A 14,539-nucleotide genomic window follows, 5' to 3' on the forward strand; every position below is an offset into this window, starting at 1 on the left:
TTAAATCAGCTCGGACCATCACAAACATGAGTATATCAACTTTATTTGCTTTTTGAATTCTACTAAAACTTTTCCAAATACAGCTTTATCAGATTCATTTCCATCTCCTACTCTCACAAATAATGGAATATCTCCATCTTGGCTTGTTATTAAATCCAAGACACATTGTTTTAAGTCTGGTCTATGATCCCGAGAATATCCTTTCTTAATAAAAATTGGTCTTTCTTTAATAATTTTTTCTTCTTCCTGTTTCTCTTTATCTTCTTCCCTTTTATATTCTCCATCTAAATGAAATGATGTGGAATCTAAATGGGAGTATTTAAGGTCTATTTTAAATTTTTTAATTACTTCTAAAACTACTTCAATAAAAATATCATTTAGTCCATATTTATATAATTCATCTATTACTCTCCCAATTTTATCATCATTAAGGTAATCAGGTTTAATTCTTTCTCCTAACAATTTCTCAATGGCTTTATCTTGAAAAAACTGACTGAATAAATATAGAGGTCTTGAAACAAATCCTAGTCCATTGATTAAAATAGACTTAACTACTGTACCTGCTGAGATTTTTTCTCTAACATCTATTCCTAATTTATTATTAATTATTTTGACTATTCCTATTTCATCAATTAAACCAGCTACTATCCCTAAATGGTCTAAATTTTTAACTTGTATTTCTTCTAAATAAGACATTTTTCGCTCTTTTTTTACAGAGGAAACAACTTAAGCAATTATCCCACTTTTTTGTCTTCAAGAGCTTAAGCAATTATACTTAATTATTAACCCCAGGCTTGTAGATCATGAAGAGAGAGAATATTAGGATCATTGGTTTCGGCGATCGCTAATAGTTTAATCACTGTATCATAACCCCGAGAAACAAAAATTTCTAAGCTGATAGGTGCTGGTTCTTTGGAGATAATGTTAAGAGGAATACGCTTGTTATATTTAGCCCCTAATGTTGCGGCAAAAGTAACCACATCTGCGTAGGTTTGGAACGGTCCAACCCCTCCATTAAAATCGACTAAAGATTGCACTAATTCTGATTTATCTTTACTAATTCTAATCCGATGAATTGCCATATTTTGATTGTTGATTCCCCCAATATTTTGACATACTTCACCTCAGCAATTTTTAGCAATGCCCCATCAATTCTTCTGTTTGCCATTCTAAAGTATCCCCAATGGTTGAACCATCATGATAAGCTGCCAGTAAAATTTCGCTGGTTTTCCCCCAACTAATTACACCATTATGAGCCAGTGCGATCGCCCCTAAGTCCCGATCGCGTTTTTTAGACTCTTTCATCGACTTTTCCATGGCATCGGGCAAAGATAAGCCATCTCCCACCCGAATCACTACCCGCGCAGCCAAGCATTCGTTAACAATATCTTCCCCCACACCAGTACAACTTACCCCTGCCTCGGCCGTAGCATAATTACCAGCAGGCATGGCTGAATCACTCACCCGGCCAATTCTTTCTAAGCCTTTTCCTCCCGTAGAAGTACCAGCAGCAATTTTGCCCTGACTATCCAACGCAACTACACCAATGGTTCCCCGTCGTGCTTCATTCGACTCTGTACTGGCGAATAAACGCCCCATTTTGCTCTGAAAATCGTCTTTCCACTCTGCTATCCATTCCTTAGCCCGAAACTCGGTTAAGGGGTCATAAATGGGGATATTTAGTTCTCTGGCTAATTCCATAGCCCCCATATCCGAGAGAATGCGATCGCTTTCATCTTGCAGATATTTGGCTAAGTTGATGGGGTTTTTGACACGGGAAATATTAATCACACCGCTAAAGGTTTGATTCAACCCTTCCATCAGCGACGCACTCATACGAATTTGTCCATCGGATTGCAGTACCGAACCAGTTCCGGCGTTGAAACTGGGTTCATTTTCCAATAACTGACAACCCCTAACCACTGCATCCACTGCTGTTCCCCCGTTGTTCAATAATTGATAAACTTCGGTGACAATATTATGGAGGATGGGACGCACTTTGGCTAAACCGCCCTTATCGTTTAGGGAACTAGCACCACCATGAATGATCAGTTTGGGTTGGGTTGTAGTCATCAGTTGTTATCCTGTATTTGAGAACGTCTTCGGCGACATCTTTCGGAGCAATACTTAACATCATCCCAACATCTGGCCCATTTTTTGCGCCATGTAAAGGAACGGCCACAAACAGGACATATTTTTGTAGGTAAATCGGATTTTGAACGTTGACGAGCCATTTACTTCAGTTATCAGTTATCAGTTAGCAGTTAGCAGTGAGCAGTTGTTGCCTATTGTTTTATGATAAAAACAATAGACTTATTTTGACTACTTATTGATGGTAATCGCAACTTCTAACAGTTCATCTGCTATTTTATTAGGGTTTCGGGCTTTATCTGATCCCATTCGTTTACAAGTTTTGTCCTTACTAAAAACCCAAGAATTATGTGTTTGTGATCTTTGTGAAAAATTAGAGATTAATCAATCTAAACTTTCTTTTCATCTGAAAAATCTTAAGGATGCTCAGTTAGTGCGATCTCGTCAAGAAGGACGTTGGATCTATTATCGTTTAAACTCGTCTCAGTTTGCCCTACTTGAAAACTATTTATCCCAATATCAACAAGTTAAAGATATTTTACCGGCATCATCGTGTGAATGATTTTTATTTTTTTCAGAATGTTTTGTTTTCTATTTATTGAGCTTAACAATATCGGGAATGGCAATATAATAATGACATTCTCAAATTAATAAAAAAAGATGACTAAATCTTCAACAGTAAATGCTTCCATAACATCAACTGATGATGTTTTTATTCCCACCGTAACCCACCATTTTCAATATAGCAATCAGCAATGATTCATCAGATATTCCTTTTCTTCTCTGTTCCCCGTTCCCTGTTACCTTCTACTCAGACTTAATTCTCTCAACTGATAACTGATTGTTATATGTACTTAGCTTATTGTGAGTACAGTAAGCAGGATGCTCACACTACCCTCTCTCAACTTCTCTCCCCTTCTTTTTGTAGTAATCTGTTTGATAATTATTGTGTCGAAATTGAGCAATAAAACTGCTTCTAAATACTCCATACACTAAACGAGAAAAATCCTCTTTTTTAAATCTTAAACCTAACATCAATAAAGAAAAACAAAGGATAATTATCAAAAATACTATCAAAAATGGTTTATTTTGTATCATCTTGACTCCACTTAAATCCCCACAGTTTGTCAAGTTCAGTTTACAAAAATTATTTATTAGAACATAAAAACTATAGTCGGTGGCAGTAGTCTTTTTGCTCTTATTTTGATGCCCAACAGGGTTAAAAGTACGAAAAATAGAGGCTTTTATCAATCTTGTTGTTGTTTTTACTCACAAGGAGCCTATCCTATTCCAAAAACAGTATATCTGAAAAGTTACAAAAATACAAGTCTTCATTTTCGGGCAAATTTTAGGAAAATAAGCAAAAACTCTTTTTTCGTGAAGTTAGATTAAGCAGAAAAAGCAATAAAAATAAGTTATATATTTTTATTAATAAGATAATTTAAAGCAATATTTGAATAAAAGCAAAACAACACTCAAGACAAAATTGAGGATAATAAGAGAAGAAGATAAGACAACCTACCATATAAAATAGAATAAAGAATAAAACGATACCTTATGCTTAAAGCTCTATTTGGCGATCCTAATACCCGCAAAATCAAAAAATTACAGCCCATCGTTGCGGAAATCAACTTACTCGAAGAAGATATTCAGCAATTATCCGACGAAAAACTGAGGGAAAAAACCGTTGAATTTCGGGAAATGTTGGATAAAGCCAACAACGATGAAGAATTAGAGGATATTTTAGAGGATATTCTCCCAGAAGCCTTTGCAGTTGTCCGAGAAGCAGGAAAACGAGTCTTAGGAATGCGTCACTTTGACGTACAGTTACTGGGGGGAATGGTACTCCATCAAGGACAAATAGCCGAGATGAAGACAGGGGAAGGAAAAACCCTCGTTGCTACCCTGCCGGCATATCTTAACGGACTGACTGGCAAAGGGGTTCATATTGTTACTGTTAACGACTATTTAGCCAGACGGGATGCAGAATGGATGGGACAAGTCCATCGTTTTCTGGGGTTAACCGTGGGACTGATACAGTCGGGAATGAACCCAGAAGAACGGAAGAAAAACTATGCTTGTGACGTTACCTATACCACCAACAGCGAACTAGGATTTGACTATTTACGGGACAATATGGCCACCGCTATGGCTGAAGTTGTACAACGACCCTCCAATTATTGCATCATCGACGAAGTTGACTCCATTTTAATCGATGAAGCTCGTACCCCTTTAATTATTTCCGGTCAAGTAGAAAGACCAACGGAAAAATATCTTCAAGCTGCTGAAATTGCCAAAAAACTAGAGCTACAAGAAAACGAGGAAGATCCCAAAGACTACGAAGTAGACGAAAAAGCTCGTAATGTTTTGATGACGGATCAAGGGTTTGAAAACGCAGAACAACTATTAGGAGTAACGGATCTCTACGATCAAGAAAACCCTTGGGCCCACTACATTTTTAACGCCATCAAAGCCAAAGAATTATTCACCAAAGATGTTAATTACATCGTCAAGAATAAAGAAGTGGTCATCGTTGATGAATTTACAGGTCGTGTTTTAGCAGGAAGACGCTGGAGTGATGGACTGCACCAGGCGATCGAAGCTAAAGAAGGGGTTCCCATCCAAAAAGAAACCCAAACTCTGGCCACCATTACCTATCAAAACTTCTTCCTGTTATACAACAAACTTTCAGGGATGACAGGAACTGCTAAAACCGAAGAAACGGAACTAGAAAAGGTCTATAACCTACAAGTAACTATCGTTCCCACTAACCGTCCCCCCCAACGCTATGACTATGCTGATGTGGTTTATAAGAACGAAATAGCTAAATGGAAAGCCGTAGCAGCAGAAGTAGAAGAACTACACGAACAAGGTCGTCCCATTCTTGTTGGTACTACCAGTGTGGAAAAATCGGAAGTTATTTCTAATCTATTGCAACAAAGTAACATTCCCCATAACATTCTCAATGCTCGCCCCGAAAACGTAGAAAGAGAATCAGAAATTGTTGCTCAAGCAGGAAGACAACAAGCTGTTACCATTGCGACGAATATGGCAGGACGAGGAACCGATATCATTTTAGGGGGGAACTCCGACTACATGGCCCGCCTAAAAATTCGGGAATATCTTATGCCTCAAATTGTTATGCCAGAAGATGATAACCTGATGGCAGGGGGTACAGGAGGCAATGGTAGTCGTCGTCCTCAAGGCTTTGGTGAAGATAGCAAAAAGAAAAAATGGCAACCCTCAGCCGATATTTTCCCCACCCAACTCTCCCAAGAAACCGAAAACCTGATCAAAGTAGCAGTAAAATTTGCAGTTACTGAATATGGACAGCAAAGTTTATCCGAACTAGAAGCGGAAGAAAAAATTGCGATCGCCTCGGAAAATGCTCCCACAGATGACCCTGTGATTGAAAAATTACGGGAAGTTTATAAAGCCATCCGTGAAGAATACGACGCATTGACCGACAAAGAACAGGAAGAAGTGGTAGAAAAGGGAGGACTCCATGTTATTGCTACTGAACGTCACGAGTCCCGTCGCATCGATAACCAGTTACGGGGAAGGGCCGGACGACAAGGAGATCCTGGGTCAACTAAATTTTTCTTAAGTTTAGAAGATAACTTACTAAGAATTTTTGGAGGCGATCGCGTTTCCGGGTTAATGGAGGCCTTCCGAGTTGAGGAAGATATGCCCATCGAGTCGAAAATGTTAACCCGTTCCCTAGAAGGGGCCCAGAAAAAAGTTGAAACCTTCTACTATGACACCCGTAAACAGGTGTTTGAATACGATGAGGTGATGAATAACCAGAGAAGGGCTATTTATGCCGAACGTCGACGGGTACTCGAAGGGTTAGACCTCAAAGAACAAGTGCTACAATACGCGGAGAAGACAATGGATGAAATTGTCGACGCTTATGTTAACCCTGAGTTACCCCCCGAAGAATGGGATGTAGGAAACTTAGTTAGTAAGGTCAAAGAGTTTGTGTATCTCCTCGAAGATATGACTGCTGAAGACATGGAAGATATGACCGTCCCAGAGATGAAAATCTTTCTCCACGAAGAAGCTCGTAAAGCTTATGACATCAAAGAAGACCAAGTGGATAAAGTTCGTCCTGGTTTGATGCGAGAAGCAGAACGTTTCTTTATTTTGCAACAGATAGACACCCTATGGCGTGAACATTTACAGTCAATGGACGCGCTACGGGAGTCTATTGGGTTACGAGGTTACGGACAGAAAGACCCTCTCATTGAATATAAACAGGAAGGTTACGAAATGTTCTTAGAGATGATGATCGATATCCGTCGTAATGTCGTTTATTCTCTCTTCCAGTTCCAACCCCAAAGTCAAGTCCAAGCAGTTTAGTTGCTTGAGGGCAAAGGAGAATAATACTTAGGAAGTTGCCTATCCCTACTATAGGGATAGGCAACTTCTCACTTCTGAGTTCTGACTCCAAAAAGCGGAGAGGGTGGGATTCGAACCCACGTTGGCTATTAACCAAACCCGATTTCAAGTCGGGCGCGTTCGACCACTCTGCCACCTCTCCTTAATTCATCCCCAATTCTAGCATGATTTTGGCTTTTCGCCGACAAACCCCAAACCATAGTTAAGGCAATATTTTCTAGGCCCAAGGAAAAAAGAAAATATCTCTTTTTCCCTTGCCTTTTACTTTATTTACTATTCTGCGTCAGCTAGAGCAAAGAAACCAGGAACCCTTCCTGCTGCTGCACTACCATCTTTCTGTGATAGGATAACAGCACTGATTTGATCGCTCATCACAGCAACTTTTTTTTCCGTTTGTTTCTCACAAGTTAACTCAATTAACTCAGAAGTGCCTGACTTCAGGGAGTTGACAATCTGCTCATAAAGTGCTTGTGCATCCTCAACTTCTTTGCGTTGTACAGAAATAGGGAGGGGAGTGTATTTTAAAGCTAAATCAATACTAATCATTAATGCTCCTTGCGGTAAATGCTTTCTTTCTTATTATGAGTGAAAATTGGAGCTTGTGCAGAGTGATAAAATAGTAATACCGTTGATCTTGGAAGTTAAATAAATGAATAGTTGCGTGTTGATGGCGAAAGTCATTCGGAATCCTGAATTACGCTATACTTCGGATAATCAAAGAGAAGTTGCACAAATGTTGGTGGAGTTTGCAGGCCGACGAAGCGAAGATCCCCCTGCTACCCTAAAAGTGGTGGGATGGGGTGGTTTAGCGACACAGATGAAAGAAACTTGCACCGAAGGCGATCGCTTAATTTTGGAAGGCCGTTTATCCATGAATACTTTTGAACGTAAGGAAGGGTTTAAGGAAAAACGAGCAGAGTTAGTGATTTCTCGCTTTTATCCTGTGGATGGGGTAACTAACCCTTCCTCTATGGATAATGTGGTTTCTTTGGATACTGCTAAATCATCTCAAAGGAAAAATAGTAGTTACGATCAAGATAGCTACGATATGGATGAGTCACAACCTATGCCAACTTCTTCTAGTAACGAAGATGATCCCATTCCGTTTTAAGAAAATTTTTGTTGTATAAACAATTTTTGTCGGGCTTAATATTATTAAGCCCCTACGAGACTTAACTAACTCAAAATAATGCCATGTTATTAAACTATAATCCTAAGCATTGTCTCCCCTCTGCTGAAGATTTACCAGACTCTGATGATACACCTGTGGATAATCAATTACAAGACTTAATTCCTCATCTTTTATTAGATATTCTGGCATTAATTTGGTCAGAAAGAGAAGATTGGTATTTTGGGGTGGATATGGGTATCTATTATGATCCCTATGAACCGGCTATTGTTCCTGATGGGTTTTTAAGTGTTGGAGTTCCTCGTATTATTGATGAAGATTTAAGATTATCTTATGTTTTATGGGAGGAACAAAAGGTTCCTCTTTTAGTATTAGAAGTGGTTTCTCATAAACGGAGAAAAGAATATACTAAAAAGAAAGATTTTTATGCAGAAATGGGAGTCTTATATTATGTAATTTATAATCCTTTACGGAAAAGAAAACCCAGATTAGAAGTTTATCAATTAAATAATGGAAAATATGAATTATTACAAGGTGAACCCATCTGGTTATCAGAATTAAATTTAGGAATAGGGAAAGAAACAGGAATTTATCAAGGAATTGAAAGAGAATGGTTATATTGGTACGATGAAAATGGTGAACGTTATTCAACTCCAGAAGAAAGAATAAAATCAGAAGGAGAACAAAGAGAAAAGAAAGGAGAAATAGAGGGAAAACAAAGTTTGATTTTACGTCAACTTAATCTAAAATTAGGTAATCTTTCTCTAACAACTAAACAAAAAATCAAAGAATTATCTTCTAGTCAATTAGATGATTTATCCCTTGCTTTATTTGATTTTACGGACTTAAATAGTTTAAATCAGTGGTTAGATAAAAAGTAGGGTGGGCAAATTTTATGATCTGAATTTTTGATAAATAATGAGGATTATTTGCCCACCACTTTTCTCTATTGCGCTTTAGTTAGGTGTGGTGGGCAAACTCACACAGTTTTGATGATTAATTTTTCATTTACTTGATTTTGCCCACCCTACGATCTATGACTGAAAATGTAGGGTGGGCAAATTTTATGATCTGAATTTTTGATAAATAATGAGGATTATTTGCCCACCACTTTTCTCTATTGCGCTTTAGTTAGGTGTGGTGGGCAAACTCACACAGGTTTGATGATTAATTTTTCATTTACTTGATTTTGCCCACCCTACGATCTATGACTGAAAATGTAGGGTGGGCAAATTTTATGATCTGAATTTTTGATAAATAATGAGGATTATTTGCCCACCACTTTTCTCTATTGCGCTTTAGTTAGGTGTGGTGAGCAAACTCACACAGGTTTGATGATTAATTTTTCATTTACTTGATTTTGCCCACCCTACGATCTATGACTGAAAATGTAGGGTGGGCAAATTTTATGATCTGAATTTTTGATAAATAATGAGGATTATTTGCCCACCACTTTTCTCTATTGCGCTTTAGTTAGGTGTGGTGGGCAAACTCATACAGGTTTGATGATTAATTTTCTATTTACTTGAGTTTGCCCACCCTACGATCTATGACTGAAAATGTAGGGTGGGCAAATCTTATGATCTCAATCCTTGATAGATAATGAGGATTATTTGCCCACCCTACGATCTGGGATTATATCTTATCTTTAGGGCTTGATAATATTAAGCCCCCATATTGCTAATGTTTACAAATTATGGCCAAACCTAATCGGTTAAAGATTGACTTCCTTTTAAATTAAGTGTTAGTATAATGGTGGTTATAACGTGGTCTAAATAAATTTGTCTCTTCTCAAATAGGCGAAAACACAAGCTAAAGAAGATATCAGAGAAGAAACTATAAATAAGTTCTAGACACCCGTTAAGTCCATTCTAAAGTAATAAAAATTTGTCACTAGGTACCGATAGCTTGTCGGTGAACACCTGTGAACCGGAAAGACTTTCATTAACTATCACGAGGTAATTCTATGAAGCTTAATCATAGCCTTGTTTTCATATCTTTAACCACCATAGGACTCAGTTTAATTACGCCAGCAAAAGCTGATGCTCAACTGCGTAATATCGGTCCGAATATTTCCATTCCTTCTAGGGAATGTATTCCTGGGGCAATTAACTGCGGTGGAGAAATTCACCGCGAAAATATGCGTCATAATCGTCAACTCTATTTTCAAACCCCCGAAAAGATTTTGCAACATTTTCATCGGGAACGCACTGAAAGAGCTTGTTTAGAGAGGACTATGACCACTCCTCCCCCACCTATTAATGCTAATTGTAATCAGTATCTTGAGCAAATTGAAAACTTCAATCAACAAGATGCTGTCATTGATCAACGTCTACTTCAACAACAAGAAATTGATCGACTTTATCAAAATGGAAGTAACTTTTAATAGAGAAAAAGGGGAGATAGAGTTAAAAAGCTACCTATTTTTTCCTGTTTTCTATTAATAAATATCATTAGTTGTTTGGTTAAATAAGGGTTCACTAATAGGCATAACTAAAACCTTATCTACACGATTACCATCCATATCCATAACCTCAAACTTTAAACCTTTCCAATTAAAACTATCAGCGGCTTTAGGAATTTTCCCTAAATAAGTAATAACAAATCCTCCTAATGTGTGGAAATTACCCTGTTTTTCTCCTGGAATCATTTTTAGTCTAAATACTTTTTTGAACTCATCCACTGCTACGGTTCCATCCATTAACCAAGAACCGTCCTCTCGACGCACAATAGAAGGGATAATAGTTTCATCAATGCGAGGAATATCCCCTACAATAGCTTTCAAAATATCATTAATAGTCACTAATCCCTGAATAATACCGTATTCATCCACTACCAAAGCAATATGATTTCCCGTTTGTTGAAATAATTGTAAGACTTTTAAACCCAAGGTACTATCAGGAACTAATAAAGGTTGTCCTAAAGATGCCGTTAAATCAAACTGCTGACAACCTAAACAATTAGACAATAAATTAGTTACCTGAACAATGCCTAATACTTCTTCTAAACTGCCTTGACAAACAGGAAAACGAGTATGGGTACTATGAATAATTTTCTGACGATTAATCTCAGCAGAATCTTCTAAATTTAACCAAATAATTTCGGGACGAGTTGTCATTAAACTGCTAACTCTGCGATCGCCTAACTGCAAAACCCTCTCCACCATCTCATGTTCCACTTCCTCAAACATTCCTGCTTCTTTACCCTGTCTCAACATCACTTTAATTTCTTCTTGGGTTACAGGAGGTTCGCTGATGGTGGTAGTAATACCCAATAAAGATAAAATAAAATCTGTAGAAGTCCCTAATAAATTAACGATAGGAGCAACTAAACGAGAAATATACAACAAAGGAAAAGCCATTAATGTAGCAATTCCCTCCGGATCACTCAAAGCTAAACGTTTAGGCACTAATTCTCCGATCACTAGAGATAAATAGGTTAAACAGAGGACAACCAACGTGATAGAAATGGCTTCACTGTGGACCATTAACCCAGGAACACGCTGTAAAACCACCGTTAAATGTGCCGAGAGGTTCGCCCCACCATAAACCCCTGCTAAAATACCAATCAGGGTAATACCAATCTGTACCGTTGATAAAATCTGGTTGGGGTCATTGGCCAATTCTAGAGCGATTTTTGCCCGTCGATCGCCTTGGAGACTCATTTGCTCTAAACGAATTTTACGAGAGGAAACTAGGGCTATTTCCGATAGGGCAAAGATAGCATTAAATAAAATCAACAAAAGGATAACCAGAAGTTCGCTTGCGATCGCAACCATAGAAAATTGATCTCAGCTTGGGTTCAAGATAGCTGACCATTTCTAGTATCAACTATTAATCCCCGAAAAACAGGGTCATCTTCAGTTAAATTTTTATGAAGTCCTGACATTTTCTCAAAAAAGTGTAACAATAGATACAGAAAGTATTTTTAAACTCCTCAATTTTCTCATCCAATAGAGAAAGATGGGGAAAAGCGATCAGAGGAAAATCAATTATGAAACTGTCATTTCGTGGAATCAGTTATAATCATGACCCTATGACCTTAAAACCAACTAATACAGAGTTTGAAGGAACCTATCGGGGTATCCATTGGAAAAATCATCCTTGTACTTCATCTCGTCATGGTCATGGACTCAAACCTATGACCTATCGGGGTATCCATTATCTACAAAATTAATTTGTCATTATCATTTCGGGGATAATTCAACTTTTAGGCCGTTTTTAAAGGAGGGGGTTTCAAACCCAAATATGAAATGAAATTTTCAGAACATGGTTTTGTGGAAAATGATCAATCAAATGCTCTGGATCTTGGTTATCAAACCGTGACCCAAAAACACAGTGGGCAAAAATGGCAATATCAATATCCTAGACATATTAGACCAAATTATTCTAGTTTATCGAAACAGGAAAAAATCACTGATTATCATATTGAATCTCAAGTAATCATCTCTCAGGTTTCAGAGGGTCAAATGTGTCCTATTTTCGCAAAACCTACTGAAAAATTGACCGTCAATGAAGTCGATAAAATTCACTTACAAAACCTTTGTCGTAACATAGAAAGACGAATGAAAACGGCCAAATTAAAAGGAGATGAATGGTTAATTAGTTTATTGGAAAAAGAATTTGAGCAGATGGGTGGATTGTGTTTTATTTAGGTTAAATTGGTGGGCTGTGAACTGCTTTGAACTAAATTAGCAATACACCTAACCCACTCTAGAGAATTTAAGGTTATTAATTTTTTTTAGTAGCTTCCTCTCGAGCATTACGCCATGCTTTAACAGTACGACCTAAATTTTGAGTAAATTCCTGCCATCCCCACAAACTACCAACCTGGTTTTCATCCCAAGAGGCGGAAAATATACCATAACTTAATCCCAAAACTCCTAAGCCAAATAATCCTAGACTAATTGCACCCACGACAGAATTAGGAATATCTAACAAGTCATTAGTAACAACCCAATAAAAAATAAAAAATGAGGACATTCCTAACGCAGTAGGAATACCCGAAAAGATGGCCATTCTTTTGATCATTCTCTGACTAACGCTGTCAGGTATGGCACTTAAACTGGCATCATCAGAGCTTTTTTGTTTTTTTTGGGAATTTTTAACGGACTTTTTAACGGTTTCTGGATTTTTCTTTTGTTTCTTCTTTTTTTTATTCCCAGGTTCAAATGGAATGGTGTTCCGTGATGAATTATCTGCCATAAGTTTTAAAATGAAACTATAGATTATTAAGGTTGAGGGTCAATCAAAATGTGATTAACAACACACCCCTATTAATTCTAACCCACTGTAGCGGTCAAAGCTGTAGTCTCTGAAAATATGGTTGTTAGTTGTGTTAGCTATATAATCAACTGCTTATGATTTTCTCATAAAATTTTAAGCTAAGATTTTTATAGTTTATAAGTATATAGTATTATACAGTAACACAGGTTTATAGCCTGTAATATTGCCCTGTTTATGCTACATTCAATCACTAAGTATTCATGGTCGGATTAATATGAAACCTGTCGATTTTTTACTTATCATCCATCCTGCATTAGCGGTTATTTTTGTTTTTCCTTTGATTGGTATTGTTTCTTATTATTCCTGGCAAACCCGTCAAAGACGTTTAGCTCTTGCTAATAAAGAGAAAAGTAAAATTCCTCCTATCGTGGGAACAGAACACGTTAAAATAGGGCGTTGGTTATCCACTGGGGTAGTAGCAATTACTCTATTTGGACTAGCTTATCCCATTGGGGAAGATATCATCAAAAAGCAACTATGGGGGACTAATTTTTTCCAATTTATTTTCCTAATTTTAATGTTTGTTTTAACCGCTGTTTCTCTTTATTTTCTCCACAATGCCAGGGAAGCAAAATGGAGAGGAATTTTTGCAACTTTAACCGGCATGGGAATAGTTATTTTAGGGTGCCAAGATAACGTATTTCGTCGGACTAATGAATGGTATAATTAGGGGTCGAAGTGGTAGTCACCTACCACGACTCCCAGTCCGAACCGTGCGTGAGACTTTCACCTCACACGGCTCTCGGCAATTAGTCCCTTGTCTAGGGTACTGTTAATACATCGTCTTTCCATTCATAGCCATTATAAGTGCCAATCATAGAGGTAGTCATTTTTGCTTTTGGCCTCATGACAGTGACGATGTAGAGCTTGAAGATTGTTGTATGTATCCAAACCACCTTTCGATTTAGGGATAATGTGGTCAACTTCTATCAAGTCTTCAGGTGTGAAGTGTTGCTTACATTGAGGGCATATACCTTTTTGTTTCTTTAAGAGTCTTGATACTCTAGCTGGTGTCCCGGTATATGTTCCCCGTCTTTTACTCCAGTAAGTCCAGTTTCCGTCATAAGGTGATGCGTCAGGTTTAACCAATTGATGTCTCTTTATTTCCGTTTCGGCATGATAGTAGAGGACTGCTTCTTCTGTTTGAAACGTCCATTTTCCGTACTTTCCGTATGAGAAATATTTTCTAAGGGCTTCATACAATGGTGTTTTTTTCTTTTTCCTGTTAACTGTCCAAGCTCTTAGCATATTCCATAGTACGTTGTTTTCGGATGCAAATGTTTCCTTACTTGCGACCGTTCGATAGTAGTTACACCATCTTAGTATCATGGGATTAATCTTGCGAATAATGCTGCTTGTGGGGCTTATTATTGGCCTTAAATGACCTCTATAAAAGCTTGTGGTGAACTAGTATTGTCCGGGAATAACAATTCAGTTTTGTAACGTTATTAATAATTGCTTGTGGGGTGTGTTTAACCATTGACCTTGAATTCCCTTTTAAAATGGCCTAGCTTGTACCACACAGGGAATGCCTACCNCTTGGTACTTAAGGCTTAGAGAACCGGTTCTAAAACGTGAGTAGTATCAGAGGGCCCCAATAAGAGGGGATATTCATGTTGGAGAAGAACGGGAG

Annotated in this window: 14 protein-coding genes, 1 tRNA gene and 3 pseudogenes; 8 read left to right on the forward strand and 10 right to left on the reverse strand. The window is 37.7% G+C overall.

What is annotated here, in order from left to right; genetic code table 11:
- Positions 1-39 precede the first annotated feature (39 nt).
- The 4 genes and pseudogenes from CWATDRAFT_RS22670 to CWATDRAFT_RS34405 form a co-directional block, all read right to left on the reverse strand.
- Positions 40-696 (reverse strand): annotated as a pseudogene (locus tag CWATDRAFT_RS22670) (IS1634-like element ISCwa1 family transposase); the annotation flags it as partial.
- Between the two features lie 95 nt (positions 697-791).
- Positions 792-1,082 (reverse strand): annotated as a pseudogene (locus tag CWATDRAFT_RS22675) (DNA phosphorothioation-associated protein 4); the annotation flags it as partial.
- 52 nt (positions 1,083-1,134) lie between these two features.
- Positions 1,135-2,073: an isoaspartyl peptidase/L-asparaginase gene (locus CWATDRAFT_RS22680; protein WP_007307211.1), complete on the reverse strand. Its 939-nt coding sequence runs from the start codon at positions 2,071-2,073 to the stop codon at positions 1,135-1,137.
- On the reverse strand, positions 2,073-2,234 hold the full coding sequence (locus CWATDRAFT_RS34405; RefSeq protein WP_007307210.1) for a DUF2256 domain-containing protein: 162 nt from the start codon (positions 2,232-2,234) through the stop codon (positions 2,073-2,075). The genes CWATDRAFT_RS22680 and CWATDRAFT_RS34405 overlap by 1 nt, the downstream gene beginning before the upstream one ends.
- A gap of 98 nt (positions 2,235-2,332) precedes the next feature.
- Between CWATDRAFT_RS34405 and CWATDRAFT_RS22685 the strand changes: the two genes are divergently transcribed.
- The gene (locus CWATDRAFT_RS22685; RefSeq protein WP_007307198.1) at positions 2,333-2,653 is read left to right on the forward strand and encodes an ArsR/SmtB family transcription factor; all 321 of its coding nucleotides are present in this window, start codon (positions 2,333-2,335) and stop codon (positions 2,651-2,653) included.
- 329 nt (positions 2,654-2,982) lie between these two features.
- Here CWATDRAFT_RS22685 and CWATDRAFT_RS37580 read toward each other — a convergent pair whose 3' ends face one another.
- The gene (locus CWATDRAFT_RS37580; protein ID WP_021833301.1) at positions 2,983-3,189 is read right to left on the reverse strand and encodes a hypothetical protein; all 207 of its coding nucleotides are present in this window, start codon (positions 3,187-3,189) and stop codon (positions 2,983-2,985) included.
- A gap of 459 nt (positions 3,190-3,648) precedes the next feature.
- On the opposite strand from CWATDRAFT_RS37580, the gene secA reads away from it, so the two are divergent.
- Complete coding sequence (gene secA, locus CWATDRAFT_RS22695) at positions 3,649-6,453, forward strand: preprotein translocase subunit SecA (RefSeq protein ID WP_007307199.1); 2,805 nt, start codon at positions 3,649-3,651, stop codon at positions 6,451-6,453.
- A gap of 95 nt (positions 6,454-6,548) precedes the next feature.
- Here the strand turns inward: secA and CWATDRAFT_RS22700 are convergent.
- Together CWATDRAFT_RS22700 and CWATDRAFT_RS22705 are read right to left on the reverse strand one after the other, a co-directional pair.
- A tRNA-Ser gene (locus CWATDRAFT_RS22700) sits at positions 6,549-6,634 on the reverse strand.
- A 131-nt stretch (positions 6,635-6,765) separates the two neighbouring features.
- Complete coding sequence (locus CWATDRAFT_RS22705; protein WP_007307208.1) at positions 6,766-7,038, reverse strand: hypothetical protein; 273 nt, start codon at positions 7,036-7,038, stop codon at positions 6,766-6,768.
- Positions 7,039-7,141: 103 nt separating this feature from the next.
- Between CWATDRAFT_RS22705 and CWATDRAFT_RS22710 the strand changes: the two genes are divergently transcribed.
- The 3 genes from CWATDRAFT_RS22710 (at position 7,142) to CWATDRAFT_RS22720 (ending at position 10,007) form a co-directional block, all read left to right on the forward strand.
- Positions 7,142-7,603 (forward strand): single-stranded DNA-binding protein, encoded by a 462-nt coding sequence (locus tag CWATDRAFT_RS22710; RefSeq protein WP_007307200.1) that lies wholly within the window; start codon positions 7,142-7,144, stop codon positions 7,601-7,603.
- Between the two features lie 83 nt (positions 7,604-7,686).
- Positions 7,687-8,502: a DUF4351 domain-containing protein gene (locus tag CWATDRAFT_RS22715; protein ID WP_007307201.1), complete on the forward strand. Its 816-nt coding sequence runs from the start codon at positions 7,687-7,689 to the stop codon at positions 8,500-8,502.
- Positions 8,503-9,587: 1,085 nt separating this feature from the next.
- Positions 9,588-10,007 carry a hypothetical protein gene (locus tag CWATDRAFT_RS22720; protein WP_007307202.1) on the forward strand — a complete coding sequence of 140 codons (420 nt, stop codon included), beginning with the start codon at positions 9,588-9,590 and terminating at the stop codon, positions 10,005-10,007.
- Positions 10,008-10,061: 54 nt separating this feature from the next.
- On the opposite strand, the gene CWATDRAFT_RS22725 is transcribed toward CWATDRAFT_RS22720, so the two are convergent.
- Positions 10,062-11,399, reverse strand: a complete 1,338-nt coding sequence (locus CWATDRAFT_RS22725) for a hemolysin family protein (RefSeq protein WP_007307207.1) — start codon at positions 11,397-11,399, stop codon at positions 10,062-10,064.
- Positions 11,400-11,614: 215 nt separating this feature from the next.
- Between CWATDRAFT_RS22725 and CWATDRAFT_RS22730 the strand changes: the two genes are divergently transcribed.
- Both CWATDRAFT_RS22730 and CWATDRAFT_RS22735 read left to right on the forward strand, forming a co-directional pair.
- Positions 11,615-11,797, forward strand: coding sequence for a DUF4278 domain-containing protein (locus CWATDRAFT_RS22730; protein ID WP_021831620.1), 183 nt, complete (start codon positions 11,615-11,617; stop codon positions 11,795-11,797).
- 76 nt (positions 11,798-11,873) lie between these two features.
- Complete coding sequence (locus CWATDRAFT_RS22735; RefSeq protein ID WP_007307203.1) at positions 11,874-12,275, forward strand: hypothetical protein; 402 nt, start codon at positions 11,874-11,876, stop codon at positions 12,273-12,275.
- A gap of 76 nt (positions 12,276-12,351) precedes the next feature.
- Here the strand turns inward: CWATDRAFT_RS22735 and CWATDRAFT_RS22740 are convergent, their stop codons facing one another.
- Positions 12,352-12,825 carry a PAM68 family protein gene (locus CWATDRAFT_RS22740; RefSeq protein ID WP_007307206.1) on the reverse strand — a complete coding sequence of 158 codons (474 nt, stop codon included), beginning with the start codon at positions 12,823-12,825 and terminating at the stop codon, positions 12,352-12,354.
- 295 nt (positions 12,826-13,120) lie between these two features.
- Between CWATDRAFT_RS22740 and CWATDRAFT_RS22745 the strand changes: the two are divergent.
- A pseudogene (locus CWATDRAFT_RS22745) lies at positions 13,121-13,570 on the forward strand (DUF4079 domain-containing protein); the annotation flags it as partial.
- Between the two features lie 137 nt (positions 13,571-13,707).
- Here CWATDRAFT_RS22745 and CWATDRAFT_RS22750 read toward each other — a convergent pair.
- Positions 13,708-14,235, reverse strand: a complete 528-nt coding sequence (locus tag CWATDRAFT_RS22750) for an HNH endonuclease (RefSeq protein WP_007307205.1) — start codon at positions 14,233-14,235, stop codon at positions 13,708-13,710.
- Between the last annotated feature and the right edge of the window lie 304 nt (positions 14,236-14,539).

The sequence above is a fragment of the Crocosphaera watsonii WH 8501 genome, assembly GCF_000167195.1.
GTDB lineage: Bacteria > Cyanobacteriota > Cyanobacteriia > Cyanobacteriales > Microcystaceae > Crocosphaera > Crocosphaera watsonii.

Bases quoted from the DNA above. Each gene is read 5' to 3' on its own strand.
- CWATDRAFT_RS22685 (WP_007307198.1), top strand. From the start codon at position 2,333: ATGGTAATCGCAACTTCTAACAGTTCATCTGCTATTTTATTAGGGTTT.
- CWATDRAFT_RS34405 (WP_007307210.1), bottom strand. From the start codon at position 2,234: ATGGCTCGTCAACGTTCAAAATCCGATTTACCTACAAAAATATGTCCT.
- CWATDRAFT_RS22735 (WP_007307203.1), top strand. From the start codon at position 11,874: ATGAAATTTTCAGAACATGGTTTTGTGGAAAATGATCAATCAAATGCT.
- secA (WP_007307199.1), top strand. From the start codon at position 3,649: ATGCTTAAAGCTCTATTTGGCGATCCTAATACCCGCAAAATCAAAAAA.
- CWATDRAFT_RS22725 (WP_007307207.1), bottom strand. From the start codon at position 11,399: ATGGTTGCGATCGCAAGCGAACTTCTGGTTATCCTTTTGTTGATTTTA.
- CWATDRAFT_RS22740 (WP_007307206.1), bottom strand. From the start codon at position 12,825: ATGGCAGATAATTCATCACGGAACACCATTCCATTTGAACCTGGGAAT.
- CWATDRAFT_RS22715 (WP_007307201.1), top strand. From the start codon at position 7,687: ATGTTATTAAACTATAATCCTAAGCATTGTCTCCCCTCTGCTGAAGAT.
- CWATDRAFT_RS37580 (WP_021833301.1), bottom strand. From the start codon at position 3,189: ATGATACAAAATAAACCATTTTTGATAGTATTTTTGATAATTATCCTT.
- CWATDRAFT_RS22730 (WP_021831620.1), top strand. From the start codon at position 11,615: ATGAAACTGTCATTTCGTGGAATCAGTTATAATCATGACCCTATGACC.
- CWATDRAFT_RS22720 (WP_007307202.1), top strand. From the start codon at position 9,588: ATGAAGCTTAATCATAGCCTTGTTTTCATATCTTTAACCACCATAGGA.
- CWATDRAFT_RS22705 (WP_007307208.1), bottom strand. From the start codon at position 7,038: ATGATTAGTATTGATTTAGCTTTAAAATACACTCCCCTCCCTATTTCT.
- CWATDRAFT_RS22750 (WP_007307205.1), bottom strand. From the start codon at position 14,235: ATGATACTAAGATGGTGTAACTACTATCGAACGGTCGCAAGTAAGGAA.
- CWATDRAFT_RS22680 (WP_007307211.1), bottom strand. From the start codon at position 2,073: ATGACTACAACCCAACCCAAACTGATCATTCATGGTGGTGCTAGTTCC.
- CWATDRAFT_RS22710 (WP_007307200.1), top strand. From the start codon at position 7,142: ATGAATAGTTGCGTGTTGATGGCGAAAGTCATTCGGAATCCTGAATTA.